The sequence below is a fragment of the Streptomyces sp. NPDC046712 genome (assembly GCF_040645695.1).
Lineage (GTDB): Bacteria > Actinomycetota > Actinomycetes > Streptomycetales > Streptomycetaceae > Streptomyces.
This window is the reverse complement of record NZ_JBEYYW010000017.1, coordinates 134,715-157,850: the sequence shown is the minus strand read 5'-3', so window position 1 is coordinate 157,850 and position 23,136 is coordinate 134,715. Positions and strand designations below refer to the sequence as shown.

The following is a 23,136-nucleotide window of genomic DNA, read 5'->3' as shown; positions in this document are numbered from 1 at the left end:
GCGGGCCGTGGGCGAGGGAAGTCTCCCTTTGGGGAGCCCCTTGGCGAGAGGAGGCACGGCAGGCTTCATTGCGTGAGCGTCGCAAGCGCGTCTGAATGGCCGGTAACAACGACATGTCGTGCGGGCGACCGTGGGCAACCTGTGCCGGAGGCGTCGTGGGTCGGGCGGCGGCGGTGGGTCCGCTCGGGGGCGTCGTGGGCGGGAATCGGATGCGGGGCCCCTGAAGGGCCCCGCCGGGCGGTTTTCGGTGCCTTGTTCCGTGGGTTACGGGTGCCGGGCGCGCAGGACGCGGAAGGCGGCGAGGAGGGCGAGGGCGGCGAGGGCGAGGACGATGCCGGTCTCGATGAGCTGGGTCGGCCAGAAGTGCGAGGCCGGGTGGTAGTCGAGGTACTGGCCGGTGACGCCCTGCCTGGCGAGGCAGGTGTACGTGTCTTCGTTGCCCCAGCACGGCCAGTCGGTGATGCGCCCCCCGTCCGCGGCGAGCAGGCCGTGGTCGGTCATGAATCCGTCTCCGGGTGCGACGAGGATCCCGGTCGAGACGTTGATCGGTCCGGTGATCGTCTCGACGGACAGGAAGTCCCAGCGGTACGCACCGAGGAGGAGGATCGGCAGGCCCACGAAGATCCCGGTGACGGCCATGGCCGGGACCGTGCGCCGGACGAGCTGCCCGACGAGGGCGCCCACCGCGATCGCCAGCAGGCACTGGGCGAGCAGGGTCGTGCCGGAGGCCTCGTACGCGCCGCGGTCGGCCCAGTGCAGCTCGAGGGAGCCCTCCACACGGGCGAGACCGACCTGGTAGACGGCCATCAGCGCGGCGATGATCACCGCCGTCGCCCCGGCCGCCGTCAGCAGCTTCGCGCCGAGCCACCGGGAGGGGGCCACCGACTGGTTGAGGGCGAGCTTGTACGTCCCGGACTCCAGCTCGCGGGCGACCATGGGGCCCGCGACGAACGCGCCGACCAGGAGGGGAAGCAGCACCATGGCGACGGAGAAGTACTCCATGCCCCAGCGCAGCAGTCCGTAGCCGTGGTCGTCGTCGGCGGGGACCTTGTCACCGCCCTCCATCACCATGTCCGGGACCATGGCGTCCCACAGGCGCAGCCCACCGACGACGACGAGGGCCGCGGCCACGGCGACCGCCGCCACCCGCAGCGCGCGCCGGTGCTGGCGGACCGTCACCCAGTACGGGCCCTTCAACGCGAGGCTGCTCATGCGGAGGCTCCTTCGGGGGTGCGGGCGGCGCGGAGGTGGGCGAGGAGGAGTTCCTCCAGGGTGGGCGTGGAGGTGTGCCAGGCGCCTTCGAGCGGCCCCTCCCGCCGGACGAGGGCGGTGAGCTGACGGCCCGTCGTGCGGGAGTCGACGACGGTGTGCGGGGCGAGGTCGGCCACCGGGCCCCTGACCAGGGTGTGGCCGGCGAGGAGGTCGTCGATGGCGCCGTCGAGGCGGACCCCGCCGTCCTCGACGAGGATGAGGTGGTCGCAGGCGCCCTCCAGCTCGCCCAGGATGTGGGAGGACATGACGACCGTCGTGCCGCGTTCCGCGGCGTCGGCCATCAGGATGCCCATGAGCTCGTGGCGGGCCAGCGGGTCGAGGTCGGCCATCGGCTCGTCCAGGAGCAGGAGTTCCGGCCGCTTGCCGAGCGCGAGGGCCATCGCGACGCGGGTGCGCTGACCGCCGGAGAGGGAACGGATCCGGGCGTCCGGGTCCAGGGGCCCGGCGGCGACGATCCGCTCCGCGAGGGCCGCGTCCCAGCGGTCCGGGTTGAGCTCGCGGCCCATCCGGAGCGTCTCGGCCACGGTGAGCTGCGGGTAGAGCGGCTTGTCCTGGGCCACGTACGCGAGGTTCTCGCGGGCGGGGGCGTGGATCGTGCCCTCGGTGGGCTTGAGCAGCCCCGCGGCGAGGGCGAGGAGCGTGGACTTGCCGGCGCCGTTGGGGCCGACTACGGCGCAGACGCGGCCGGCGGGCAGCTGGAACGAGCAGTCGAACAGGGCCCATCTCCGCTTGCGTCCCGCGTACCGTTTGCCCAGCCCTCTGGCCTCCAGAGCCATGTCGCCGGTCATGCGTCGTCCCCCTCGAAGTGTTCTTTCAGTACGGATGTGAAGAGCGCGGCCACGTCGTCCCGGTCCAGGCCGTCCGCCCGTGCCCGGCGCGCCCAGTCGACGAGTTCGCCCCGCAGGGGTGAGTCGGCGGGGCCGGTTCCGAGCGTCGCGCGGACGAAGGTGCCGAGGCCGCGGCGGGCCTCGACGAGCCCTTCGCGCTCCAGTTCGCGGTAGGCCTTGAGGACCGTGTTCGGGTTGATGGCCGTCGCCTCCACGACCTCGCGTGCGGTGGGCAGTCGGTCGCCGGGTTCCAGTACGCCCATGCGCAGGGCCTGTTTGGTCTGCTGGACGATCTGGAGGTAGGTGGCGACCCCGCTGCGCCGGTCGATCCGGTATTCGAGCACGTTCCTTCCACCACCCTTTCACTAATCAAGTAGTGAAAGGGTGGTGGAAGAGAGGGGGCGGTGTCAACCGCCCCCTGCTCACCGCGCGTTCAGGACTCCCTGCGGGGCCCGTTCATCCGCGCGTTCAGGACTCCGTGCGGTACATCAGGTCCACCTCGTGCGTGACGAACCCGAGCCGCTCGTACACGGTCACCGCGGCCTTGTTGTCCGCGTCCACGTAGAGCATCGCGGTCGGCAGCGCCTGCGCCGCCAGATGCCGCAGCCCGATCGCGGTGAGCGCCTTGCCGAGGCCGCTGCCCTGCGCCTCGGGCAGGATCCCGACCACGTACACCTCGCCGAGCTGCTCCTCGGCGTGCACCTTCGTCCAGTGGAAGCCGATCAGCCGCCCCTCCTTCTCCGCGAGGAAGAAGCCCTTCGGGTCGAACCACGGCTCGGACATGCGGTCGTCCAGGTCCCGCTGGGTGAGCGAGCCCTGCTCGGGGTGGTGGGCGAAGGCCGCCGCGTTCACGGCGAGCCAGGCCGCGTCGTCCTGGCCGGGCGTGAACGTACGGACGGTGACGCCCTCGGGCAGCACGGGCTCGGGGATGTCGAGCGGCACCAACGGGCGGCGCAGCTGACGCAGTTCGCGGAACAGGGTCAGGCCGAGCACCTGGGCCAGGTGTCGCGCCGCCGGCTTCCCGCCGTGTGCCCACACCCGCAGCCGCTTGCCCGAGGCCGCGAGCAGTGCCGCCCCGAGCGCCCGCCCGTGTCCGCGGCCGCGGTGGGACGGATGCACGACCAGCTCGGCGGCCGGGGCCTCCACCGGGTCGGTGTCCTCCAGCTGGGCGTAGCCGTAGAGGTGCGATCCGACGGTGAGCAGGAAGTGCCGTACGCCCTCGCGCCTGCCGTGCCGCAGATACAGCCGCCCCTGCTCGGACACGGCGTGCAGCCCGTCGCCGCGGTCGGCTGCTTCGAGCAGGTCGAGGACGTCCTGGACCTGCTCGGGGGAGAGCTCGTCGAGGGTGAGGATCTGCCGTCCGGGCTCAAGGGCCGGTGTCGGGTCAGGAGTCATGCTCCGAGCCTACGGAATCAACTGAGTTGTAACCCGGTACCCCCTGTTGCGCTACGCGCGTTGACTCTAGGCTGCGCTGGCACAGCAGGAGTCGAGCAGCGCCACAAAAGGGGCGAGGGGACAGGGGAGCGATGTCAGCGACACCGAAGAAGAACAGGACGGCGCGGCGGATACTCGCCGTGGGCGCGGGGCTCGCCACCGTCGGCGCGCTCGTCGCCGCGCTGCCCGCGGGCGCCTCGGGGACCAAGGGCGGGGGCGGCGGCCACGGACGTTACGTCGACGTCCAACTGCTCTCCTTCAACGACCTCCACGGCAACCTGGAGCCGCCGACCGGCTCGGCCGGCCGGCTCACCCACCTCAACGAGGACGGCACGACCAGGACCATCGACGGCGTCGGTGGCGTCGAGTACCTCGCCACGCACCTGCGGCAGGCCCGCGAGGGCAACCGGTACTCCGTCACCGCCGCCGCGGGCGACATGATCGGCGCATCCCCGCTGGTCTCCGGGCTCTTCCACGACGAGCCGACCATCGAGGCGCTGAACAAGCTGAAGCTCGACGTGAGCTCCGTCGGCAACCACGAGTTCGACGAGGGCGCGCGCGAGCTGGCCCGCATCCAGAACGGCGGCTGTCACCCGACCGCCGGCTGTTTCGAGGAGGGCAAGACCTTCCAGGGGGCGAACTTCCCGTACCTCGCGGCCAACGTGGCGGACGAGAAGACCGGCAAGCCGCTGCTCGACCCGTACTTCATCTGGGAGCGCAACGGCGTCAAGATCGGCTTCATCGGCGTGACCCTGGAGGGCACGGCCAACATCGTCTCCGCGGAGGGCATCAAGGGCCTGAAGTTCGGCGACGAGGTCGAGACGATCAACAAGTACACCAAGGTGCTGGAGCGCAAGGGCGTCAAGTCGATCGTCGCCCTGCTGCACGAGGGCGGCCTGCCGGCCTCCGGCGCGTACAACTACAACTGCGACAGCCCGGGCCCCGGCGACGGCATCTCGGGCCCGATCGTCGACATCGCCAAGAACGTCAGCCCGCAGGTCGACGCCCTGGTCACCGGCCACACCCACCAGGCGTACGCGTGCACGATCCCGGACCCGGCGGGCAAGCCGCGCACGGTCACCTCGGCGGCCTCGTTCGGCAAGCTCTACACCGACACGACGCTCACCTACGACCGTCGCTCCAAGGACATCGTCCGCACGGCCGTGGCCTCCGCGAACCACGTCGTCACCCGTGACGTGCCGAAGGCCGAGGACATGACCAAGCTGATCGACCGCTGGAAGACGCTGGCCGCGCCGATTGCGTCCCGGCCGGTCGGCTACATCGCCGGCGACATCGACAACCCCGCCGAGGCGCCCGAGAAGCCGCTGGGCAACCTGATCGCCGACGCGCAGCTCGAGGGCATGGCCCCGGCCGACAAGGGCGGCGCCCAGCTCGCGCTGATGAACCCGGGCGGTGTCCGCGCGCCCCTGGTCCACAAGGCGTCCGGCGCCGAGGGCGACGGGGTCGTGACCTACGGCGAGGCGTACACGGTCCAGCCGTTCACCAACATGATGACGGCGGTCGACCTGACCGGTGCCCAGCTCATCACCGCGCTTCAGCAGCAGGTCAGCGGCGCGAACCAGGTGGCGCCGAAGATCCTTCAGGTCTCGAAGGGCTTCACCTACACCCTGGACATGACGAAGACCGGCGCCGACCGGATCGTCACCTCCTCGGTGAAGCTGAACGGCGAGGCGATCGACCCGTCGAAGACCTACCGGGTCGCGATGAACGAGTTCCTGGCCGGTGGCGGTGACGGCTTCGCCGTCCTGAAGGAGCACAAGAACAAGCTGGTCGGCGCGTCCGACCTGGACCTGTTCACCGCCTACCTGGGGGCCCACTCCACCGCCACCTCCCCGCTGGCCGCGCCGGCCACGGGCCGGATCACGATCGTGAAGTAGCTCCGTAGCACCCCGGGAGGGGCGGCGGACCGTTCCGACGGTCCGCCGCCCCTTTCGTGCACGCCGCACTCTGGCAAGCTTGACGCGTACGCGTCATACTCCGCGCATGGACCGACGAAGCTTTCTCGCGGGAGCCGTGGCGACCACCGCCACCGTCCTCATCGGAGCGCCCGCCCGGGCGCGCACCCGAGGGGCCCTCGGGCTCCAGGACTGGATGGCCGGCCACGGCGACCCCACCCCGCTCCAGAAGCTCACCATCCCCGGCACCCACGACTCCGGCGCGCGCTACGGCGGCCTCTGGTCCGAGTGCCAGAACACCACCATCGCGCAGCAGCTCGCCTCCGGAATCCGGTTCCTCGACATACGCTGCCGGGTCACCGGCGGCTCCTTCGCCATCCACCACGGCGCCTCGTACCAGAACATGATGTTCGGCGACGTCCTCATCGCCTGCCGCGACTTCCTGGCCGCCCACCCATCCGAGACCGTCCTGATGCGGGTCAAGCAGGAGTACTCCGGGGAGTCCGACGCCACCTTCCGCCGGATCTTCGACGACTACCTCGACAACCGGGGCTGGCGCTCGCTGTTCCGCATCGGCGACACGCTCCCCGTGCTCGGCGAGGCGCGCGGCAAGGTCGTCCTCATCGCCGACAACGGCGGGCTGCCCGGCCTCAAGTGGTGGGACGGCGGCGTCCTCGCCATCCAGGACGACTGGAACGCCGCACCGAACGCCAAGTACCCCAAGATCGAGGCACACTTCCGCACAGCCGTCGAGCAGCCGGGCAAGCTGTACATCAACTTCGTCAGCACGTCCGCCTATCTGCCGCCGCGCTGGAACTCCGACAACCTCAACCCGCGCGTCCACGGCTTCCTGGACGGTACGGCGAGCGGCTGGAAGGGCCTGGGCATCGTCCCCCTGGACTTCCCGAACACCCGCTCAGGCCTGGTCGAGTCCCTCATCCGCCACAACTGACGGCGGCGGAGTCGGCGCGCCCGGCAGGCGGAGGACCGCCGACGTGCCGCCGTCCTCCGGGGCCGTCAGGGTCACCGTGCCGCCCGCCTGCTGGACCGTGCGGGCCACGATCGAGAGGCCCAGGCCCGAGCCGGGGAGGCTCCGGGCCGAGGGGGAGCGCCAGAAGCGGTCGAAGACGTGCGGGAGTTCCTCGGGCGCGATCCCGGGGCCGTGGTCGCGGACCGTCAGTTCGCCCCGCATCAGGGTCACCTCGACCGTGCCCCGAGGCGGCGAGAACTTCACCGCGTTGTCCAGGACGTTCACCAGCGCGCGCTCGAGACCCGCCGGTTCCGCCCGGACGTACCAGGGCGCCAGGTCGGTACGGAAGGTCAGCTCGGGGCCGCGCAGCCGCGCCCGGTCGAGGGCCGAGCGCAGGATCGTGTGGAGCGGTACGACCTCCAGCGGGCCCGGCTGCGCCGCGTCCGGGCGGGCCAGCTCCTGAAGGTCGCCGATGAGCGCGGCCAGCTCGGTCATCTGGGCCTTCACCGAGGCCAGCAGCGCCCGCTTGTCATCGGGCGGAATCGCACGGCCGGTCTGCTCGCTGCGGGCGAGCAGCTCGATGTTCGTCCGCAGCGAGGTCAGCGGGGTCCGCAGCTCGTGGCCCGCGTCCGCGATCAGCTGTGCCTGACGGTCCCGGGAGACGGCCAGCGCGGCCGTCATCGCGTTGAAGGAGCGCGACAGCCGGGCGATCTCGTCCTCGCCCTCGACCGGGATGCGCATCGTCAGGTCCTCGGTCGCGGTCACGTGCTCGACCGCGTCCGTCAGCCGGTTCACCGGCTCGAGGCCGGTCCGCGCCACCCACAGGCCGGCCGCTCCGGCGCCGACGACACCGATCCCGGAGACCAGGAGCAGGACCCAGCGCAGGGTGGACATCGAGTTGTCGATCTCCGACAGCGGCCGCGCGACGGAGACACCGACCACCTCCTGGAACGCGGCGGGCTGCGGATAGGTGTAGACCCGCATCTCGCCGCCGTTCTCGGCCTTCGTCGTGTGCAGCGCGTACGGCAACTGCCCGCGCGCCACCGCCAGGTCAAGGGCCTGGACGGGAATCGGCGAGGGGCCGTACGTACAGAGCTTGCCGCTGCTCATCACGATCTGGACGGTGTACGAACCGGCGAACTGCACGGGCGCGTCGACACCCCGCGCGCAGGCGAGGGTCAGGTCGGTCACCGAACGGTCGTCCAGCTTGATGTTGCGCAGCGAGGAGTCCAGCTCCGCCTCCAGCTGCGCCCGCGTCACGAACCAGCACGCCAGCGACACCGCCGCCACCGCCACCGCGACCGCGGTCGCCGTCAGGAGCGCCAGCCGGGACCGCAGCGGCCGCGACCGGAACCACGTCACAGGACCGCTCACTCCGGGCCTCCGCCGCGCAGGACGTACCCCACGCCCCGCACCGTGTGCACCAGGCGCGGCTCGCCGCCCGCCTCCGTCTTCCGGCGCAGGTACATCACGTACACGTCCAGCGAGTTCGAGCTCGGCTCGAAGTCGAAGCCCCACACCGCCTTCAGGATCTGCTCCCGCGTCAGCACCTGGCGCGGATGCGCCAGGAACATCTCCAGGAGCGTGAACTCCGTCCGGGTCAGCTCCACCGGCCGCCCGCTCCGCGTCACCTCGCGGGTCGCGAGGTCCATCCGCAGATCGCCGAAGCTCAGCACATCGCCCTCGGGCTGCGGCTCGCCGGCCGACGCGTACGAGCTGCGGCGCAGCAGCGCCCGGATCCGGGCGAACAGCTCGTCCAGCTCGAAGGGCTTCACCAGGTAGTCGTCGGCGCCGGCGTCGAGCCCCGTCACCCGGTCACCGACCGTGTCCCGCGCCGTGAGCATCAGGATCGGCACCGTCGAACCGGAGGCCCGGATGCGGCGGGCCGCCGTCAGACCGTCCATGCGCGGCATCTGGATGTCGAGGACCACGAGATCGGGGGCGTACGACTCCATCCGGGCGAGGGCGTCGACACCGTCGACGGCCTCCTCGGTCCCGTACCCCTCGAAGGCCAGGCTGCGCCGCAGCGCCTCCCGCACGGCGGGCTCGTCGTCGACGATCAGGATGCGGTCGCCTTCATTCACCGGGCCAGTCATGGGGCCAGCCTCGCACGTGTTCAGTTGCCGTCGCCGGACCGGAGGTTGTCCAGGTCGGCCTTGAGGGTGTTGACCGGGATCGCGAAGCCGAGTCCGACGCTGCCGGCCGAAGAACCGCTGGAAGCACTCGGCGAATACATGGCCGAGTTGATCCCGATGATCTCGCCGTTCATATTGATCAGCGCGCCGCCGGAATTCCCGGGGTTGAGCGAGGCGTCCGTCTGGATCGCCTTGTACGTCGTCTTCGACGAGCCGGTGTCGCCGTTGAACTGCTGCCCGCCGAACTCGAACGGCCAGCCCTGCCGCGGGTCGTACTGCTGTTGCTGCTGCTCCTGGCCGTCGTCCTTGGCCACGGTCACATCGCGGTCGAGGGCGGAGACGATGCCACTGGTGACCGTGCCGGTCAGGCCCTCGGGGGAGCCGATCGCGACGACCTGATCGCCGACCTTGACGTTGTCGGAGTTCCCGAGCGTGGCCGCCTTCAGCCCGGACGCGCCCTGCAGCTTGATCAGCGCCAGGTCCTTGTCGGGGTCCGTGCCGACGACCTCCGCGTCGTAGGTCTTGCCGTTGGACAGCTGGACCTTGATCGAGGAGGCGCCGGAGATCACGTGGTTGTTGGTGACGATCTCGCCGTCGCCGGTGATGATCACGCCGGAACCGGTGGACTTGCCGGACGTCGAGCTCGCGGAGATCTCCACGGTCGACGGGGAGACGGCCTCGGCGACGCCGGCGACCGTGCCCTTGCTGCTCGCGGAGACGGTCGTCCCGCTCACAGGGGACGCGCTCGTGGTGGTGTCCGCGGTGAGCTGCTGGACCAGCGTCGCGGTGCCGCCGCCGACGGCGGCCGCGGCGATCGCCACCGCGGCCATCAGCCCGACGCCCCGCCTGGCGCGCCGGCGCGGCTCGGGGGAGGCGTGGGCCGGACCGGGGGCGGTGGGCGCGACCGGGGGCGGTACGTGCCCGCCGGACGGCCAGATCGTCGTACCCGGCTCGGTGGTGACCGGCTGCGTCGGGTCGTACGGCGGGCGCGGAGGCTGCGGCGGGTAGTACGGCTGCTGCTGCGGCTGCTGGTAGTCCGTCATGGGTACGACTCTCGGAGCCGTACATGAGAACTCTCTGAGGACGGCCTGAGAAGCCCGACAGAACCCCGTATGCCCTAAATAAAGACTTAGCCGTGGCAGCCGCAGGAGCGCCGGACGATCAGGGCCGAGGGGAACTGCTTCACCCGCTCGCGCTTCGAGCCCGCCACCCGCAGCGAGTCGTCCAGGACGAGGTCCACCGCCGCCCGGGCCATCGCGGGCCGGTCCGAGGAGACCGTCGTGAGCGGCGGGTCCGTGAGGGCCGCCTCCTTCACGTCGTCGAAGCCCGCCACGGCCAGTTCGGTCGGCACGTCGATACGCAGCTCGCGCGCCGCGCGCAGCACACCGAAGGCCTGGTCGTCGGTGGAGCAGAAGATCGCCGGCGGCCTGTCGGGGCCGGAGAGGATCTTCAGCGCGATCTGGTACGCGTCGTAGCGGTTGTACGGGGCCTCGAAGAGCCGGCCCTCGATCGAACGGCCGGCCTCCAGCATGGCCCGCCGCCAGCCCTCCTCGTGGTCGGCGACCGGGTCGCCCACCGCCGGGGTGTTCGGGATGCCGCCGAGACAGGCCACGTACTCGTGCCCGTGCTCCAGGAGGTGCCGGGTGGCGAGCTGGGCGCCGCCGATGTCGTCGGTGACGACGGCCACGTCGTCCAGCGCCTCGGGCCGCTCGTGCAGCAGCACCACCCGGGCGTCCCAGGCCTCGATCTCGCTCGCGGCCCGCTCGCTCATGCCCTGGCTGACCAGGATCAGACCGGAGACCCGCATCCCGAGGAAGGCGCGGAGGTAGTGGACCTCGCGCTCGTCGCGGTAGTCCGAATTGCCGACCAGGACCATCTTTCCGCGCTCGGCGGCCGCCTGTTCGACGGCGTGCGCCATCTCGGCGAAGAACGGCTGGCGCGCGTCCGGGACGATCATGCCTATGAGATCCGTGCGGCGGGACGCCATCGCCTGGGCCACCCGGTCGGGCCGGTAGCCCAGCTCCTTGATGGCGGCGAGGACACGCTCGCGCGTGGCCGGGGCAACCGGCCGGGGTCCGTTGTTGATGACGTAACTCACGACCGCGGTCGAAGTACCCGCCAGTCGCGCTACGTCATCCCGCGTCACCTTGGCCACGCGCGGCAGTCTACGCGGGGTGACCTACCTACCGGCAGGTCACACTGTGGCTTACACCACGTTCAGGTCCTCCGCGGGGGCGACATCCCGGTCCGCCTCCTTGACCTGGGAGGTGCGGGCGCCCTCCTTGGCGCGCGCCTCCTCGGCGGCCCGCTCGACCTTCTCCGGGGTGACGAAGCGGTAGCCGACGTTGCGGACGGTGCCGATCAGCGACTCGTGCTCGGGGCCGAGCTTCGCCCGCAGACGCCGTACGTGGACGTCCACCGTTCGGGTGCCGCCGAAGTAGTCGTACCCCCACACCTCCTGGAGGAGCTGTGCGCGGGTGAAGACGCGGCCGGGGTGCTGCGCGAGGTACTTCAGGAGCTCGAACTCCTTGAAGGTCAGGTCCAGGACCCGGCCCTTGAGCTTGGCGCTGTACGTCGCCTCGTCCACCGAGAGATCACCGTTGCGGATCTCCATCGGGGAGTCGTCGGAGACGATCTGCTGGCGGCCCATCGCGAGCCGCAGCCGGGCCTCGACCTCGGCCGGTCCGGCGGTGTCGAGGAGCACGTCGTCGATACCCCAGTCGGCGGTGACGGCCGCGAGACCGCCCTCCGTGACGACGAGGATCAGCGGGCAGCCCGGCCCGGTGGAGCGGAGCAGCTGACAGAGGCTGCGGACCTGCGGGAGGTCACGCCGGCCGTCGATCAGGATGACGTCCGCGCCGGGGGTGTCCACGAGCGCGGGGCCCTCGGCGGGGGCCACCCGCACGTTGTGCAGCAGCAGGCCGAGTGCGGGAAGCACCTCGGTCGACGGCTGGAGTGCGTTGGTCAGGAGCAGCAGTGAGCTCATTGCGCTCCACCTACCTCGGTCGTCGGTCGGTCGTGCTTCGTTCGCTCGTCCATGACGTCGGTTCCTCCTCGGTCCCTGCGAGGACTACGGCACTGCTTCGTACGCATCTCTGCTGGCTCTCGCGCCCTGAGAGCTTTTGTTCATCCGTCCGTAACAACGGTCGGAAAACACAAAAGGACCCGGGGGCTGCGTTGCCCGGATCCTCTGGCAAGCAGAATAGCTCACATGAGTTCCGAGGCAGAGGGCCGATTTCACATCGTGGATGTTTCCTCGATCACTCCTCGACCCCAGCGTGCCACTTTGCTGACAGATGACGGTGTCCGTATCGAAGCTGTTTACGAACCCTGTACGGCGGGTGTCACCGACACGGCCGTGGTTCTGGCCCACGGCTTCACCGGCTCGGCCGACCGGCCCGCCGTCCGCAGGGCCGCCAGGACCCTCGCCGGGCGCGCGGCCGTCGTCACTTTCTCCTTCCGCGGACACGGCCGTTCGGGTGGCCGCTCCACCGTCGGCGACCGGGAGGTCCTCGACCTCGCCGCCGCGGTGCGCTGGGCCCGGGAGCTGGGCCACGCGCGCGTGGCGACGGTCGGCTTCTCCATGGGCGGCTCGATCGTCCTGCGCCACGCGGCCCTGGAACGGGACACGGGCGGGCACACCGACGCGGTCGCCGCCGTCAGCGCCCCCGCCCGCTGGTACTACCGGGGTACGCCCCCGATGCGGCGGGTCCACTGGGTGATCACCCGGCCGATGGGCCGGCTGGTCGGCCGCTACGGGCTGCGGACGCGGATCCACAACCAGGACTGGGATCCCGTACCGCTGTCACCCGTCGAGGCGGTTCCGATGATCGCGCCGACCCCGCTGCTGATCGTGCACGGCGACCGCGACCCGTACTTCCCGGTCGACCACCCGCGGATGCTGGCGGCGGCGGGCGAGTGCGAGCTGTGGCTGGAGCACGGCATGGGGCACGCGGAGAACGCGGCGGGCGAGGAGCTGCTCGCCCGGCTGGGGGACTGGCTCACCCGCCGATAGCCCATCATGGACAGCGGCGCGCACACGAACGAAGGGAGCGCCGCTATGGCAGCGGGAACCATCCGCTACTGGGCCGCGGCCAAGGCCGCCGCCGGTGTCGCCGAGGAGCCGTACACCGCCGAGACCCTGGCCGAGGCGCTGGAGACGGCCCGCGAGAAGCACCCGGGCGAGCTCGTCCGCGTACTCCAGCGGTGTTCGTTCCTCATCGACGGTGACCCCGTCGGGACCCGCCCGCATGAGACCGTACGCCTTGCCGAGGGCGGCACGGTCGAGGTGCTCCCGCCGTTCGCAGGAGGGTGAACCGCACAGCATGAGCAGCGATCAGCAGCAGCCGTACGATCCGGGCCACGACCCGTACGCAGGGCAGCAGCAGCACGGGTACCAGTACCAGGACCCCAACGTCACACAGACGTGGGAGGGCCAGACCTGGGACACCCAGTACCAGCCCGCGATTCAGCCCACGGCCAAGCCCGCGCCGCAGCCGGTGGCGTACGACACCGCGTACCTGCCGCCGCAGGCGGCGCACGCGCTGCCGCCCGAGACGCCGGCCGGGGACATGGCCTACGCGGACCCGGCCGCCGCGCCCGCGTACTCCGCGCCCACCACCTCCGGCAACACCCGGGTCACCGACGCCCAGCGCGCCAGGGCCGAGGGCCGCTCGCCGATCATCGAGCCGGGGATGCAGCCGGCCGCCCTCACCGCGGCCCTCGGCGTCCTGCTCGCCGCCGGCGCGGCCGTCGGCCCGTACGGGCTGCTCGTGCCGCTCGTCCTGCTCCAGGCCGTCACCGCCGCCGGCTGGTTCCGGCTCAACGGCATGTGGCCGGCCCGGCAGGGCATCGCCCTCGCCTTCGCCGGCGGCCTGACCGCCGACGTCGCGCTGCTCGCCGTGGGCCGGGAGCACGCCCCCGCCGCGATCATGGGCACCCTCGGTGTCTGGGTGCTCCTCACCCTGGTCCTCCAGCTGCGCAGCCACGCCGACCCCGACGAGCGCATGTACGGCCTGATGGCGACCGTCGCCTCCGCGGCGCTGACCATCGTGGCCACCGGGCACCTCGGTGCCGCCCCGGACGCCGTGGTCGTCGGCGGGACCGCCGTCGCCGCCGCCGTCCTCGCCAAGGCGCTCCCGCTGCCGGGTCCGGCCTCCGTCGTCGTGGCGCTCCTCGCCGCCGCGGGCGCCGGCATCGCGGCCGGCGGGTTCACCGACCTGGGCGCCTCCGGAGCGCTGCTCGGCCTGGGCGCCGGGGTGTGCGCGCTGGTCGGGCTGCGGGCCGCGAGCTACGACTACCCGTCCCGTTTCGTCCACATGACCGCCGGCGTCGCGCTTCCGCTGACCGTCGCCGCTCCCGCCGTCTATCTGCTGGGCCGCGCGCTCGCGTAGCGCTCCTCACATGCCCCGCGGGAACCATCAGGCCCCCCGACACGTCGATCTTGGTGTCGGGGGCCGGAGACTTTTTGGGGGCGGACAGGCCATGCGAGCACTGCGCGTACTGCTGATCGTGGCCGTACTGCTCGGGGGGATCTTCGTCGGTATCGACCGGCTCGCGGTCTCCTACGCGGAGTCGGAGGCCGCCGACCGGGTCCGGCTCGGGCCCGCGAGGGCCGGTTCGACGGACGTCGACATCAAGGGCTTCCCCTTCCTGACGCAGATCATGGACAAGCGTTTCGACGAGGTCGACGTGAAGCTGACCGGCGTCGAGGCCACGGCCGGCGGCCGGAAGATCCGGATCGGCGAGCTGACCGCCTCCCTCCACGACGTGACGCTGAACGGGGACTACACGAGCGCCCGCGCGGGCACCGTCAGCGGTACCGGGCTGATCTCGTACGAGGACCTCGCCGCGGCCTCCGAGCGCGAGGTGAAGGTCGCCTACGGCGGCAACGGCAAGCTGAAGGTCACGGGCGGGGTCGAGATCCTGGGCCGCACGGTCAACCGCAGCGTCGTCTCGACGGTGACGCTGATCGACGGGGACACGATCCGGGTGAGGGCCGACAGCGTGCCCGGTGACGGCATCCCCGGACTGGAGCGTCTCGTCCGGCAGCGCACCGACTTCGACCGGGAGATCGGCGGCCTTCCGGCGGGCATGAAGCTGGAGAAGGTCGAGGCCCGTGAGGACGGCGTGGCCATCACGGTCACCGGCAAGGACGTCGTGCTGGCGGGCTGACCCGCCCCCGCATCGCCCCTTTCGGCCTCCTTCCGCCCCCTTCGGTGCCCTTCGAACCCAGGTTCGGCCACATGGTGAGACGGCCCCGTCCGAACCGTAGAAGCGGAACCGGGACACCATGGTCCGGAGCGGGGCCGCAGCCCCGTTCCCTGTGATCGCGTCCCACATCTCGGACGATCGCGTCTCAAAATACGACACACCGGTGACACGGCCGCCTGTCCGTCCCTACGATCGTGGGCATGAAGCGACAGGCGGATCTCACGAAGCGGCGGGCAGTAGACCTGTGCCGCGTCGCCGCCATGCTCTGTCGCTCAGTCTGAGCGGGACGCCCGACTCCCGTATTCCTCAGGCCCTTCGACGAACAGTCGGGGCCACCCCCGTGTAGCCGTACGCACCACGTGCACCGCGATGACGCGTACCCGCACCACCTTGCGCAAGACCGCCGAACACTGCCCCGGAGGAGAAACAGCATGAGCCGCAGCGACGTCCTGGTAGACGCCGACTGGGTCGAGGCGAACCTCGACAACCCGCAGGTCGCCGTCGTCGAGGTCGACGAGGACACCTCGGCCTACGAGAAGAACCACATCCGCAACGCGATCCGGATCGACTGGACCAAGGACCTCCAGGACCCGGTCCGCCGCGACTTCATCGACCAGGAGGGCTTCGAGAAGCTCCTCTCGGCGAAGGGCATCGGGAACGACACCACGGTCGTCCTCTACGGCGGCAACAACAACTGGTTCGCCTCCTACGCCTACTGGTACTTCAAGCTCTACGGCCACCAGGACGTGAAGCTCCTCGACGGCGGCCGCAAGAAGTGGGAGCTCGACTCCCGCGACCTCGTCGCCGAGGTGCCGTCCCGCCCGGCCACCGAGTACAAGGCCAAGGCCCAGGACACCTCGATCCGCGCCTTCCGCGACGACGTCGTGGCCGCGATCGGCGCCCAGAACCTCGTCGACGTGCGCTCGCCCGACGAGTTCTCCGGCAAGCTGCTCGCCCCGGCCCACCTCCCGCAGGAGCAGTCGCAGCGCCCCGGCCACGTGCCGAGCGCCCGCAACATCCCGTGGTCGAAGAACGCCAACGACGACGGCACCTTCAAGTCGGACGACGAGCTCAAGGCCCTCTACGAGGACGAGCAGGTCGACCTGGCGAAGGACACCATCGCCTACTGCCGCATCGGTGAGCGCTCCGCGCTGACCTGGTTCGTGCTGCACGAGCTGCTCGGCGTCGAGAACGTCAAGAACTACGACGGCTCGTGGACCGAGTACGGCTCCCTCGTCGGCGTGCCGATCGAGCTCGGCGCCAACAAGTAATCCTCCGGACCCCTCCCCGGACCTCCCGACCGTAAGGACAGAAGACATGTGTGGTGCGCAGCCCGGCGGCCCCGACGCCTCGACGATCAAGCCCGGTGAGACCACCATCCAGGGCTACGTGACCAAGGACGGCCAGCCCGTCACCGGTTACGTCCGCCTCCTGGACTCGACCGGCGAGTTCACCGCGGAGGTCCCGACCTCCGCGACCGGCCAGTTCCGCTTCTACGCGGCCGAGGGCACCTGGACGGTCCGCGCCCTGGTCCCGGGCGGCACCGCCGACCGCCAGGTCGTGGCGCAGCACGGTGGTCTCGCGGAGGTCGCCATCGCGGTGTGACGCCGCGACGCCGAGCAGGCCGGAGGGCCGCGGCTTCCGGGGGTTGGACGCCACCGAAACAAGCAGCCGCGGCCCTTCGCGCCGAACGGAACAGCCCCCGCCGGGTACGCCCGGCGGGGGCTGTTCCGTATGTCCGAGGACCTACGAACGGGCCAGCGTCTCTTCCTGACGGCCCGCGGCCTTGTCCGCGTCGAACTGCTGCGGGGAGCGGCTCGGGGCGGGGTAGGCGAGGTGGGCGAGCCGGGACTGCTCCTGGCGCAGGTGCATGAACGACTCGAGGATGTACCCCACGAGCAGCACGAGCACCGCGATGGTCATGATCGCCGCGGCGAGGATGGCCGTGGGGAAGCGCGGCACCTGGCCCGTGTTGATGTAGTCGACGATGACCGGCGTGCCGAGGCCCAGGGAGACCAGGGCGAGCAGGCCCGCGAGCACGCTGTGGAACAGCGAGGGACGCTGACGGCGGGCCAGGCCGAGGATCATCTTGAGGATGCGCCAGCCGTCCCGGTAGGTGCGCAGCTTGCTCTCGCTGCCGGCCGGGCGGTCCTTGAAGTCGACGGGCAGTTCCGCCGTGGGCAGCCGCAGGTTCAGGGCGTGGACCGTCATCTCGGTCTCGGTCTCGAACTCGTGCGACAGCGCCGGGAACGACTTGATGTAGCGCCGCGAGAAGACGCGGTAACCGCTCAGCATGTCGGTGACGTCATTGCCGAAGAGCGTACGGACGGCGCCCGTCAGCATCTTGTTGCCGACCGCGTGACCCGGGCGGTACGCACCCTCGACCGTCTCGCGGCGAGCGCCGACGACGTGGTCGTACGGGCCCTCGAAGAGCAGGTCGACCAGGTCGCGGGCGCGCGACGCGTCGTAGGTGTCGTCACCGTCGATGATGAGCAGCGCGTCCGCGTCCACGTCGGCGAAGGCACGACGGATGACGTTGCCCTTGCCCTTGCGCTTCTCGTGCCGGACGATCGCGCCGGCCTCGAGGGCGACTTCCACCGTGCGGTCGGTCGAGGCGTTGTCGTAGACGTATATCTCTGCCTCGGGCAGCGCTGCCCGGAGATCACGGACCACCTTGCCGATGGCCGCCTCCTCGTTGTAGCAGGGGACGACGCAGGCGATCGTGGGTCTCATCTGTTGGTCCTTCGGACTTGTCGTATACCCACGACGCGAGCGGGGCATCGATACGACGAGTGGGCATAGTGTGGAGACCGGTGAGAATACCCTGCGGTTACTCTCTTTTTCATGTCCGATCAAGTCTCCCTGCGCCTCCGCCTGCGCGATGTCGTCCGTGCTCTGTGGCGGGAAGTGGCCAAGTTCGGGGTCGTAGGGGCGCTCGCGTTCGTCGTGGACGCCGGCGGCTACAACCTTCTCGTCTTCGGCCTTCCCGGGGCGATCGACGGGCCCATGGCATCGCTGCCGGTCATGGCGTCGGTGGTCGCCACCGCGGCGGCGATGGTGGTCAGCTGGGTCGGCAACCGGCACTGGACGTACCGCGAGCAGCGCACGGAGACGACGCCCCGCGAGGTCGTCGTGTTCGTCCTCGTGAATCTTGCCGGGATCGTTATCACGGCCGCTCCGGTCTTCCTGTCGAGGGAGCTGGGCTTCGACTCGGCGCTGACCGACAACATCACCCGTCTCTTCGGCTGGGCGGTGGCCACCCTGGTCCGATTCGTCGTCTACCGGCGGTACGTGTTCCAGGCCGCGTAGACCGCGGAGAAGTCCCGCGGACGTGCGTACCCGATGCGCGTTCGGTGGGTGAAGCGTGTCGACCTTGTGCTGTTAGGCTCCCGCCCCATGAGACCTGAGCGACCCGTGCGACCGATCTCGCGGATGTGGTCCAATCTGACAGATCGTCGGCTCTGGCCCTGGGCTCTCGCCGTCATCGCCGTGTTCTGCGGCTGGGGCACCGCCCTCCTCTTCTCTCCCGGCTTCCTGAGCCTGGACAGCTCCGACCAGCTGCAGCAGGCGCTGGGCAACCAGACCATGACGGACTGGCACCCGCCCGTGATGGCGCTGCTGTGGCGCGGGCTCATCGAGGTGACCGGCCGCCCCGGCGCCATGGCCGCGCTGCAGTCCGCCGTCCTGTGGGCGGCGCTGTGGACCATCGCCTGGCGGGTCTGGATGCGCACCGGCAAGCGCGTGGGCTCGCTCGCGATCCTCGCGCTCGGCCTCGCCCCGTTCGTCATCAACTTCACCGGGGTGGTGTGGAAGGACGTCCAGATGGCGTTCGCCCTCCTCGCCGCCTGCGCCGTCGCCTTCGTCGCCCGGGATCTGCCGGCCGACCGCACCCGCACGCGCTGGGCGCTCCTGGCCCTCGGCGTGCTCCTCATCGCCTACGCGCTGCTGGTCCGCAAGAACGCGGTGCTCGCCGGCATCCCGGTCTTCTTCATGCTCGTACGCGCCCTGTGGCCCGCGCCCGGACGGCGGAAGTGGCTGATCTCGGCCGGCGCCCTGATCGCGGCCTTCGCCGTGTCGAGCGGTGTCGTCTCCGGCGTCGCGAAGCCGGTGGAGACCCGCCAGTTCTCGCAGATCCTGCTGGACGACCTCGTGCACGTCCTGACGGTGGACGAGGTACGCAAGGCGGCCGGAAAGGCGGCGACGACGCCGGACTTCCAGCAGAACATGGTCGTCACGGCCAAGGCGTGCCAGCCGGAGAAGAACCTGTCCGACGCCTACTGGCGCTGCTACCCGCGCGACAAGGCTGCGGGTCTGGCCGATCTCGGCAGGCACGCGGACGAGCTGACCTCGATGTGGGTCAGCGAGATGCCCAGCCATCTGCCGCAGTACGCCGAGTACCGCCTCCAGGTCTTCTCGAAGGTGCTGTTCCAGGGCCGGTACACGTACCAGAACGGCAGCCTGGACAACATCCCCGGAATCGGCGAGCCGGACGAGCGGCGTACAGCGATGCTCCGCTACTACGTCGTCGGCATGGGCCAGGACCTGCCGTTCCTCTTCGCGGGCTGGTTCTGGCTGGCCGTCGGTCTCACGCTGATGTTCCGGCCGGGCCGCGGTCAGTACGCGATGCCGATCCGCGTGCTGGGGATCAGCGCGGTGGCGTACTTCGCCGGCTACCTGCCGACGGTGCCCGCCGGTGACTTCCGGTACTTCTACTGGCCCGCGCTCGCGGGCGCGCTCGCCCTCCTGCTGCTCTGGCTGGGGCGCACGAGTGCGACCGGTGTGGACGGGAACGACGGCGCCGCGGCGCGGACCGAGCTCGTCCCCTCGCGGGAGCGGGACGGCAAGGGTGCCGCCACCGCCGATCTGACCGGGGTCGACGTCCGGTCGTAATCTGAAGGTATGTACGCGCGACGGCGACATACGTACTTCTGGATGATGGGCATCTGTCTGGTGCTCTTCATCGGGGCGTGGGCCGTCGTGCGGCTTTTCTCGATGCCGGTCGCCATCGGGATGTGCGTGGTCGCCATGCTCATCCCGCCGGTCGCCGCGATGATCGCGAACCGGCGGGGACCCGAGGACCGCTGGTGGGACGACCCGTCCGGGGACCCGCAGTCGGACGAGTGGTGGGACGAGCTCGACGGCAAGAAGCGCCGCGAGCACTGACGCGGGGAGCCTGGCGTTGCGAGCCCTGAAGCCGAAAGCTTTGGCTCAGTAGACGAGCGCCTGGGTGTCGTCCGCCATGGCCTCCTGGACGAAGACCTGCGCGCCGGCGATCCGTACGCCCTCCAGGACGTCCTTCTCGGTGATCTCGCGGCGGGCCGCGCACTGCGTGCAGAGCGTGATCCGCCCGGCCGCCAGGATCGAGTCGATCAGGTCCGGCAGCGGCGCGGCGTGCGGCAGCTCGAACTCGGCCGCGCGCCCCGGGAGCGAGAACCACGACGACTCGCCCGTCAGCCAGAGCGAGACCTCGACCCCACTGGCCACGGCGACCGCGGCCACGGTGAAGGCCTGGGAGCAGCGTTCGGGGGCGTCGGCCCCGGCGGTCACCTTGATCACGAGCTTCTTCGCCATATACCGAACTGTAATGCGGGCCTCTGCAACCTCATGCACCCCTCGTGTGTCAGTTGGGTGCGCGGGTTACGGAATCTGCGCTTCAGGTCTCGTGGGGGGACCCTTTGGAAGCCACAGAAACAACGGAGAACGCCGGGATCGCACCGGAGCCGATACCGGAGCCGATACCGGCGCCGGCAGCGGCAGCGGCACCGGTCGCGGACCCGGAACCGGCTCCGGCTCCGGCATCGGACCCGGAACCGGCTCCGGCTCCGGCATCGGATGCCGAGCCGCCGCGCCGCCGCCGGGTCGGCCGTACGGTCGCACTGATCGCCGTCGCCGCCGTCCTCGGCATCGTCGGCGGTACGGCGGTGGGGTACGGCATCCAGGCCGAGCGTGAGCCGACACCGCTGCCCGCTCTGAACCAGCTGGACCTCGCCTACCCGAAGCCGCTCCCGAAGGGCCAGAAGCCGGCGCCGCTCACGGCCGCCGAGGACCGCAAGGTCAAGACGGACGGCGATCTGCGCAAGCTGCTGCTGCCGAAGCCGGCCGGTTCGAAGAAGGCGGAGTTCACGGACGAGGACGGCTGGCTGTCGCTGTCCGAGTACGCGACGGAGTACAACGAGCCCGGCCGCGCGTTCACGTACCAGCTGGACAACAAGGTCCGGCGCATCGCGGCCACGTCATGGCAGACGGGCGAGTACAAGACCACCGAGATCCGGCTCGTCCAGTACCGCTCCAGCGATTTCCTCGGCGCGCAGGACCACTCCGAGGAGCAGATGCGCTACATGCCCGAGGAGGAGTACGCCCAGAACGAGGGCGATCCGGTCAAGGGCTCGGCCAACGGTCACTACTACGTCTTCCCCGTGCAGAAGGAGGCCGGCTACCTGGACCTCTACGAGGCCCGGGCGTATCTCCACCGCGGTGACATCGCGGTGGAGATCTTCATCTACGACACCAAGAAGATCTCGAAGAAGGAGATCGCCTCGGTGGCCGAGCGACAGTTGGGGCGCCTGTGACCGAGGACCAGAACACCGTGATCGACGCGGACAACGTGTTCGCCGCGACCGTTCCCGCCGAGGAGCCGAAGAAGCCCGGCCGGGGGCGGAAGCTGCTGACGGTCGTCCTGCCCACCGTACTGGTCCTCGGGGCGATCGGCGGTGGCGTCACGTACACGGGCGTCACCGTGAGCTCCGCGGACCGCACCGCGCCGACGGTGGTGTGGGAGCAGCCGGACATGTCGAAGGCGCCGAAGGACCCGGCGCTCGACACCGCCCGCGGCAAGGCGTCGACGCCGCTCAGCAAGCTGCTGCTGCCGGTCCCGTCCGCCTACGAACTCGGCCCCGACATCGAGGGGAACGGGAACGACGGCGAGCTGGGCGGGAAGGAGGCCACCGCGCTGCTGAAGCAGGAGGGCAAGGGTCTCTCCGGCAAGAAGCGCCGCGACTACGAGAAGCGGATCGAGCGGCTGGGCGTGCAGGGGACGGCGTTCCGCTCCTACGCCTGGCCGGCGCAGGGTCTCGAAGTCACCGTGCACATCACGCGGATGAAGGACAAGAAGCAGATCCGCGACATGTTCCAGGTCCAGAAGGAACTGTTCGGTTTTCTGAAGTTCCCGAAGGGGCCGAAGATCGACGGACACAAGAACTCCGCCTGCTTCATGCGTCCGGAGGACGAGGACCTGGACAAGAAGGAGCAGGACGAGCAGCTGGACGGGATGATCTGCGTGGCGTACGACTCCGAAGTCCTCGTCACGGTCACCTCCGCGGGCGCCAAGCCGTTCGAGAAGTCCGCGGTGGCGGAGCTGGTGAGGAAGCAGCTGGACCACATCGAGTCCCCGGGGGAGTACGTATGACGACCGAGCAGACGGAGACGGAGACTGAGGCGGACGCGAGGATCCCGTCCCAGACGGAGCCGCAGGACGCGATCCCGGCCCAGCAGGTCCCGCTCACCCATGCGGGGCCGCCGGTGGCGCCCGCCCGGAGGCCCTCCCGCCGCGTTCTGTGGGCCGTCGCCCGCTGGACCGCCGCCGTGCTCGTGTGCGGTGGGCTCGGTGCCGGGAGCGCGCTCGGGATCACCTCCATGGAGCGCACCGACGTGCCCGGTCTCGCGACCGAGAGCGACGGTCGCTGGGAGTACCCGAAGCTCAGCCTCCCCGCTCTCCCGGCCGACGCCCCGCGCCCCTTCACCCAGGACAACGTGGGCGAGATCCACCACGCCGACCTGCGCAAACTCCTCCTGCCGGCCCCGGTGGGCGCCACGCCCGACCCGAAGCTGAACGGCGGCTGGGTCACCGTGGACCAGTACCTGTCCCTTTACCGGCAGGACGACCGCGCCGAGCTGAAGGAAGCGCTGACCGAGTCCGCGCTGCGGCACATCGCGGCCCGTGGCTGGACCACGCCCGACGGCACGACGACCAAGGTGTATCTGCTCCGGTTCAACTCGGTGGCCTTCGCCGAGGCCTTCAAGGACGACGCCGTCCAGGCCGGCTCGGTCGACGGCCCGCTCCTCGACGGGGTCGAGGGCATCACGATGGACAGCGAGATCGCGACCGCGGTCCGGGTGTCGTACACCGCCCTCTACACCTTCGTCGAGCTGCCGAAGAACGCCGATCAGACCCGCTGGGCCTACATCCAGGCGGGCGACACCCTCGCGCTGATCACCCAGTCCCGGAAGGGGGAGGCGCTGGAGGTCCCGTTCCAGCAGACCGTCACCCTCCAGAACCAGCTCCTGGGCTGATCGCGCAGGACGCACCTCACAGAGCGGGGCCGGGAACCAGCCCAGTAAGCTGGGGCCCGGCCCGTTCTGCCTTCACCGCT

26 protein-coding genes are annotated in these 23,136 nt (G+C 70.5%); 15 read left to right on the top strand and 11 right to left on the bottom strand.

Going from position 1 to position 23,136, the window contains the following annotated elements:
• Window positions 1-264: 264 nt before the first annotated feature.
• The 4 genes from ABZ939_RS22750 to mshD all read right to left on the bottom strand — a co-directional run bounded on the left by ABZ939_RS22750 (window position 265) and on the right by mshD (window position 3,494).
• Window positions 265-1,212, bottom strand: coding sequence for an ABC transporter permease (locus ABZ939_RS22750; RefSeq protein ID WP_361858030.1), 948 nt, complete (start codon window positions 1,210-1,212; stop codon window positions 265-267).
• Complete coding sequence (locus ABZ939_RS22745; protein WP_361858028.1) at window positions 1,209-2,060, bottom strand: ABC transporter ATP-binding protein; 852 nt, start codon at window positions 2,058-2,060, stop codon at window positions 1,209-1,211. The genes ABZ939_RS22750 and ABZ939_RS22745 overlap by 4 nt, the downstream gene beginning before the upstream one ends.
• On the bottom strand, window positions 2,057-2,443 hold the full coding sequence (locus tag ABZ939_RS22740; RefSeq protein ID WP_361858025.1) for a GntR family transcriptional regulator: 387 nt from the start codon (window positions 2,441-2,443) through the stop codon (window positions 2,057-2,059). The genes ABZ939_RS22745 and ABZ939_RS22740 overlap by 4 nt, the downstream gene beginning before the upstream one ends.
• Before the next feature lie 124 nt (window positions 2,444-2,567).
• Window positions 2,568-3,494 carry a mycothiol synthase gene (gene mshD / locus ABZ939_RS22735; RefSeq protein WP_361858022.1) on the bottom strand — a complete coding sequence of 309 codons (927 nt, stop codon included), beginning with the start codon at window positions 3,492-3,494 and terminating at the stop codon, window positions 2,568-2,570.
• A gap of 131 nt (window positions 3,495-3,625) precedes the next feature.
• Between mshD and ABZ939_RS22730 the strand changes: the two genes are divergently transcribed.
• Both ABZ939_RS22730 and ABZ939_RS22725 read left to right on the top strand, forming a co-directional pair.
• Window positions 3,626-5,431 (top strand): bifunctional metallophosphatase/5'-nucleotidase, encoded by a 1,806-nt coding sequence (locus ABZ939_RS22730; protein ID WP_361858019.1) that lies wholly within the window; start codon window positions 3,626-3,628, stop codon window positions 5,429-5,431.
• Window positions 5,432-5,537: 106 nt separating this feature from the next.
• Window positions 5,538-6,401 carry a phosphatidylinositol-specific phospholipase C gene (locus tag ABZ939_RS22725; protein ID WP_361858016.1) on the top strand — a complete coding sequence of 288 codons (864 nt, stop codon included), beginning with the start codon at window positions 5,538-5,540 and terminating at the stop codon, window positions 6,399-6,401.
• Here ABZ939_RS22725 and ABZ939_RS22720 read toward each other — a convergent pair.
• The 5 genes from ABZ939_RS22720 to ABZ939_RS22700 all read right to left on the bottom strand — a co-directional run bounded on the left by ABZ939_RS22720 (window position 6,366) and on the right by ABZ939_RS22700 (window position 11,540).
• Window positions 6,366-7,793, bottom strand: coding sequence for a HAMP domain-containing sensor histidine kinase (locus ABZ939_RS22720; RefSeq protein ID WP_361858013.1), 1,428 nt, complete (start codon window positions 7,791-7,793; stop codon window positions 6,366-6,368). The two genes, ABZ939_RS22725 and ABZ939_RS22720, sit on opposite strands and share 36 nt — an antisense overlap.
• On the bottom strand, window positions 7,790-8,515 hold the full coding sequence (locus ABZ939_RS22715) for a response regulator transcription factor (protein ID WP_361858010.1): 726 nt from the start codon (window positions 8,513-8,515) through the stop codon (window positions 7,790-7,792). Before ABZ939_RS22715 ends, ABZ939_RS22720 begins: the two co-directional genes overlap by 4 nt.
• Before the next feature lie 20 nt (window positions 8,516-8,535).
• Entirely contained in the window at window positions 8,536-9,597 is a 1,062-nt protein-coding gene (locus tag ABZ939_RS22710; RefSeq protein WP_361858007.1) for a trypsin-like peptidase domain-containing protein, read from the bottom strand.
• 86 nt (window positions 9,598-9,683) lie between these two features.
• Window positions 9,684-10,709 (bottom strand): LacI family DNA-binding transcriptional regulator, encoded by a 1,026-nt coding sequence (locus ABZ939_RS22705; RefSeq protein ID WP_361858004.1) that lies wholly within the window; start codon window positions 10,707-10,709, stop codon window positions 9,684-9,686.
• 51 nt (window positions 10,710-10,760) lie between these two features.
• Window positions 10,761-11,540 (bottom strand): response regulator transcription factor, encoded by a 780-nt coding sequence (locus tag ABZ939_RS22700; RefSeq protein ID WP_361858001.1) that lies wholly within the window; start codon window positions 11,538-11,540, stop codon window positions 10,761-10,763.
• Between the two features lie 225 nt (window positions 11,541-11,765).
• Between ABZ939_RS22700 and ABZ939_RS22695 the strand changes: the two genes are divergently transcribed.
• The 7 genes from ABZ939_RS22695 to ABZ939_RS22665 all read left to right on the top strand — a co-directional run bounded on the left by ABZ939_RS22695 (window position 11,766) and on the right by ABZ939_RS22665 (window position 16,372).
• Window positions 11,766-12,569, top strand: coding sequence for an alpha/beta fold hydrolase (locus ABZ939_RS22695; protein WP_361857998.1), 804 nt, complete (start codon window positions 11,766-11,768; stop codon window positions 12,567-12,569).
• Between the two features lie 45 nt (window positions 12,570-12,614).
• Window positions 12,615-12,869, top strand: coding sequence for a MoaD/ThiS family protein (locus ABZ939_RS22690; protein WP_361857996.1), 255 nt, complete (start codon window positions 12,615-12,617; stop codon window positions 12,867-12,869).
• A 10-nt stretch (window positions 12,870-12,879) separates the two neighbouring features.
• Window positions 12,880-13,947: a hypothetical protein gene (locus ABZ939_RS22685; RefSeq protein WP_361857993.1), complete on the top strand. Its 1,068-nt coding sequence runs from the start codon at window positions 12,880-12,882 to the stop codon at window positions 13,945-13,947.
• A gap of 91 nt (window positions 13,948-14,038) precedes the next feature.
• On the top strand, window positions 14,039-14,728 hold the full coding sequence (locus ABZ939_RS22680; RefSeq protein ID WP_361857990.1) for a DUF2993 domain-containing protein: 690 nt from the start codon (window positions 14,039-14,041) through the stop codon (window positions 14,726-14,728).
• A 239-nt stretch (window positions 14,729-14,967) separates the two neighbouring features.
• The gene (locus ABZ939_RS22675) at window positions 14,968-15,048 is read left to right on the top strand and encodes a putative leader peptide (protein WP_350497993.1); all 81 of its coding nucleotides are present in this window, start codon (window positions 14,968-14,970) and stop codon (window positions 15,046-15,048) included.
• Window positions 15,049-15,198: 150 nt separating this feature from the next.
• Window positions 15,199-16,038 (top strand): sulfurtransferase, encoded by an 840-nt coding sequence (locus ABZ939_RS22670; RefSeq protein WP_361857987.1) that lies wholly within the window; start codon window positions 15,199-15,201, stop codon window positions 16,036-16,038.
• 46 nt (window positions 16,039-16,084) lie between these two features.
• Window positions 16,085-16,372 (top strand): DUF1416 domain-containing protein, encoded by a 288-nt coding sequence (locus ABZ939_RS22665; RefSeq protein ID WP_265867432.1) that lies wholly within the window; start codon window positions 16,085-16,087, stop codon window positions 16,370-16,372.
• Window positions 16,373-16,513: 141 nt separating this feature from the next.
• Here ABZ939_RS22665 and ABZ939_RS22660 read toward each other — a convergent pair whose 3' ends face one another.
• Entirely contained in the window at window positions 16,514-17,500 is a 987-nt protein-coding gene (locus ABZ939_RS22660) for a glycosyltransferase (RefSeq protein WP_361857983.1), read from the bottom strand.
• Between the two features lie 111 nt (window positions 17,501-17,611).
• On the opposite strand from ABZ939_RS22660, the gene ABZ939_RS22655 reads away from it, so the two are divergent.
• The 3 genes from ABZ939_RS22655 (at window position 17,612) to ABZ939_RS22645 (ending at window position 19,930) form a co-directional block, all read left to right on the top strand.
• Window positions 17,612-18,076: a GtrA family protein gene (locus ABZ939_RS22655; RefSeq protein WP_361857980.1), complete on the top strand. Its 465-nt coding sequence runs from the start codon at window positions 17,612-17,614 to the stop codon at window positions 18,074-18,076.
• A gap of 87 nt (window positions 18,077-18,163) precedes the next feature.
• Complete coding sequence (locus ABZ939_RS22650) at window positions 18,164-19,657, top strand: hypothetical protein (protein ID WP_361857977.1); 1,494 nt, start codon at window positions 18,164-18,166, stop codon at window positions 19,655-19,657.
• 9 nt (window positions 19,658-19,666) lie between these two features.
• A complete protein-coding gene (locus ABZ939_RS22645) occupies window positions 19,667-19,930 on the top strand; it encodes a DUF3099 domain-containing protein (protein WP_361857974.1) in 264 nt (87 codons plus the stop codon).
• Window positions 19,931-19,975: 45 nt separating this feature from the next.
• Here ABZ939_RS22645 and ABZ939_RS22640 read toward each other — a convergent pair whose 3' ends face one another.
• The gene (locus ABZ939_RS22640; protein WP_361857971.1) at window positions 19,976-20,338 is read right to left on the bottom strand and encodes a DsrE family protein; all 363 of its coding nucleotides are present in this window, start codon (window positions 20,336-20,338) and stop codon (window positions 19,976-19,978) included.
• 104 nt (window positions 20,339-20,442) lie between these two features.
• Here ABZ939_RS22640 and ABZ939_RS22635 point away from each other — a divergent pair, with 104 nt between their 5' ends.
• From ABZ939_RS22635 to ABZ939_RS22625, 3 genes are read left to right on the top strand one after another with little or no spacing between them, the layout of a single operon-like run.
• The gene (locus ABZ939_RS22635; protein ID WP_361857968.1) at window positions 20,443-21,336 is read left to right on the top strand and encodes a hypothetical protein; all 894 of its coding nucleotides are present in this window, start codon (window positions 20,443-20,445) and stop codon (window positions 21,334-21,336) included.
• Entirely contained in the window at window positions 21,333-22,172 is an 840-nt protein-coding gene (locus ABZ939_RS22630) for a hypothetical protein (RefSeq protein ID WP_361857965.1), read from the top strand. The genes ABZ939_RS22635 and ABZ939_RS22630 overlap by 4 nt, the downstream gene beginning before the upstream one ends.
• Complete coding sequence (locus ABZ939_RS22625) at window positions 22,169-23,056, top strand: hypothetical protein (RefSeq protein WP_361857962.1); 888 nt, start codon at window positions 22,169-22,171, stop codon at window positions 23,054-23,056. Before ABZ939_RS22630 ends, ABZ939_RS22625 begins: the two co-directional genes overlap by 4 nt.
• The last annotated feature ends 80 nt before the right edge of the window (window positions 23,057-23,136 follow it).

Coding starts and splice junctions, on each gene's coding strand:
- ABZ939_RS22700 (WP_361858001.1), bottom strand. CDS start 11,540: ATGAGCTCACTGCTGCTCCTGACCAACGCACTCCAGCCGTCGACCGAG.
- ABZ939_RS22625 (WP_361857962.1), top strand. CDS start 22,169: ATGACGACCGAGCAGACGGAGACGGAGACTGAGGCGGACGCGAGGATC.
- ABZ939_RS22650 (WP_361857977.1), top strand. CDS start 18,164: ATGAGACCTGAGCGACCCGTGCGACCGATCTCGCGGATGTGGTCCAAT.
- ABZ939_RS22640 (WP_361857971.1), bottom strand. CDS start 20,338: ATGGCGAAGAAGCTCGTGATCAAGGTGACCGCCGGGGCCGACGCCCCC.
- ABZ939_RS22725 (WP_361858016.1), top strand. CDS start 5,538: ATGGACCGACGAAGCTTTCTCGCGGGAGCCGTGGCGACCACCGCCACC.
- ABZ939_RS22665 (WP_265867432.1), top strand. CDS start 16,085: ATGTGTGGTGCGCAGCCCGGCGGCCCCGACGCCTCGACGATCAAGCCC.
- ABZ939_RS22660 (WP_361857983.1), bottom strand. CDS start 17,500: ATGAGACCCACGATCGCCTGCGTCGTCCCCTGCTACAACGAGGAGGCG.
- ABZ939_RS22670 (WP_361857987.1), top strand. CDS start 15,199: ATGAGCCGCAGCGACGTCCTGGTAGACGCCGACTGGGTCGAGGCGAAC.
- ABZ939_RS22690 (WP_361857996.1), top strand. CDS start 12,615: ATGGCAGCGGGAACCATCCGCTACTGGGCCGCGGCCAAGGCCGCCGCC.
- ABZ939_RS22750 (WP_361858030.1), bottom strand. CDS start 1,212: ATGAGCAGCCTCGCGTTGAAGGGCCCGTACTGGGTGACGGTCCGCCAG.
- ABZ939_RS22710 (WP_361858007.1), bottom strand. CDS start 9,597: ATGACGGACTACCAGCAGCCGCAGCAGCAGCCGTACTACCCGCCGCAG.
- ABZ939_RS22730 (WP_361858019.1), top strand. CDS start 3,626: ATGTCAGCGACACCGAAGAAGAACAGGACGGCGCGGCGGATACTCGCC.
- ABZ939_RS22695 (WP_361857998.1), top strand. CDS start 11,766: ATGAGTTCCGAGGCAGAGGGCCGATTTCACATCGTGGATGTTTCCTCG.
- ABZ939_RS22685 (WP_361857993.1), top strand. CDS start 12,880: ATGAGCAGCGATCAGCAGCAGCCGTACGATCCGGGCCACGACCCGTAC.
- ABZ939_RS22655 (WP_361857980.1), top strand. CDS start 17,612: ATGTCCGATCAAGTCTCCCTGCGCCTCCGCCTGCGCGATGTCGTCCGT.
- ABZ939_RS22645 (WP_361857974.1), top strand. CDS start 19,667: ATGTACGCGCGACGGCGACATACGTACTTCTGGATGATGGGCATCTGT.
- mshD (WP_361858022.1), bottom strand. CDS start 3,494: ATGACTCCTGACCCGACACCGGCCCTTGAGCCCGGACGGCAGATCCTC.
- ABZ939_RS22715 (WP_361858010.1), bottom strand. CDS start 8,515: ATGACTGGCCCGGTGAATGAAGGCGACCGCATCCTGATCGTCGACGAC.
- ABZ939_RS22675 (WP_350497993.1), top strand. CDS start 14,968: ATGAAGCGACAGGCGGATCTCACGAAGCGGCGGGCAGTAGACCTGTGC.
- ABZ939_RS22680 (WP_361857990.1), top strand. CDS start 14,039: ATGCGAGCACTGCGCGTACTGCTGATCGTGGCCGTACTGCTCGGGGGG.
- ABZ939_RS22745 (WP_361858028.1), bottom strand. CDS start 2,060: ATGACCGGCGACATGGCTCTGGAGGCCAGAGGGCTGGGCAAACGGTAC.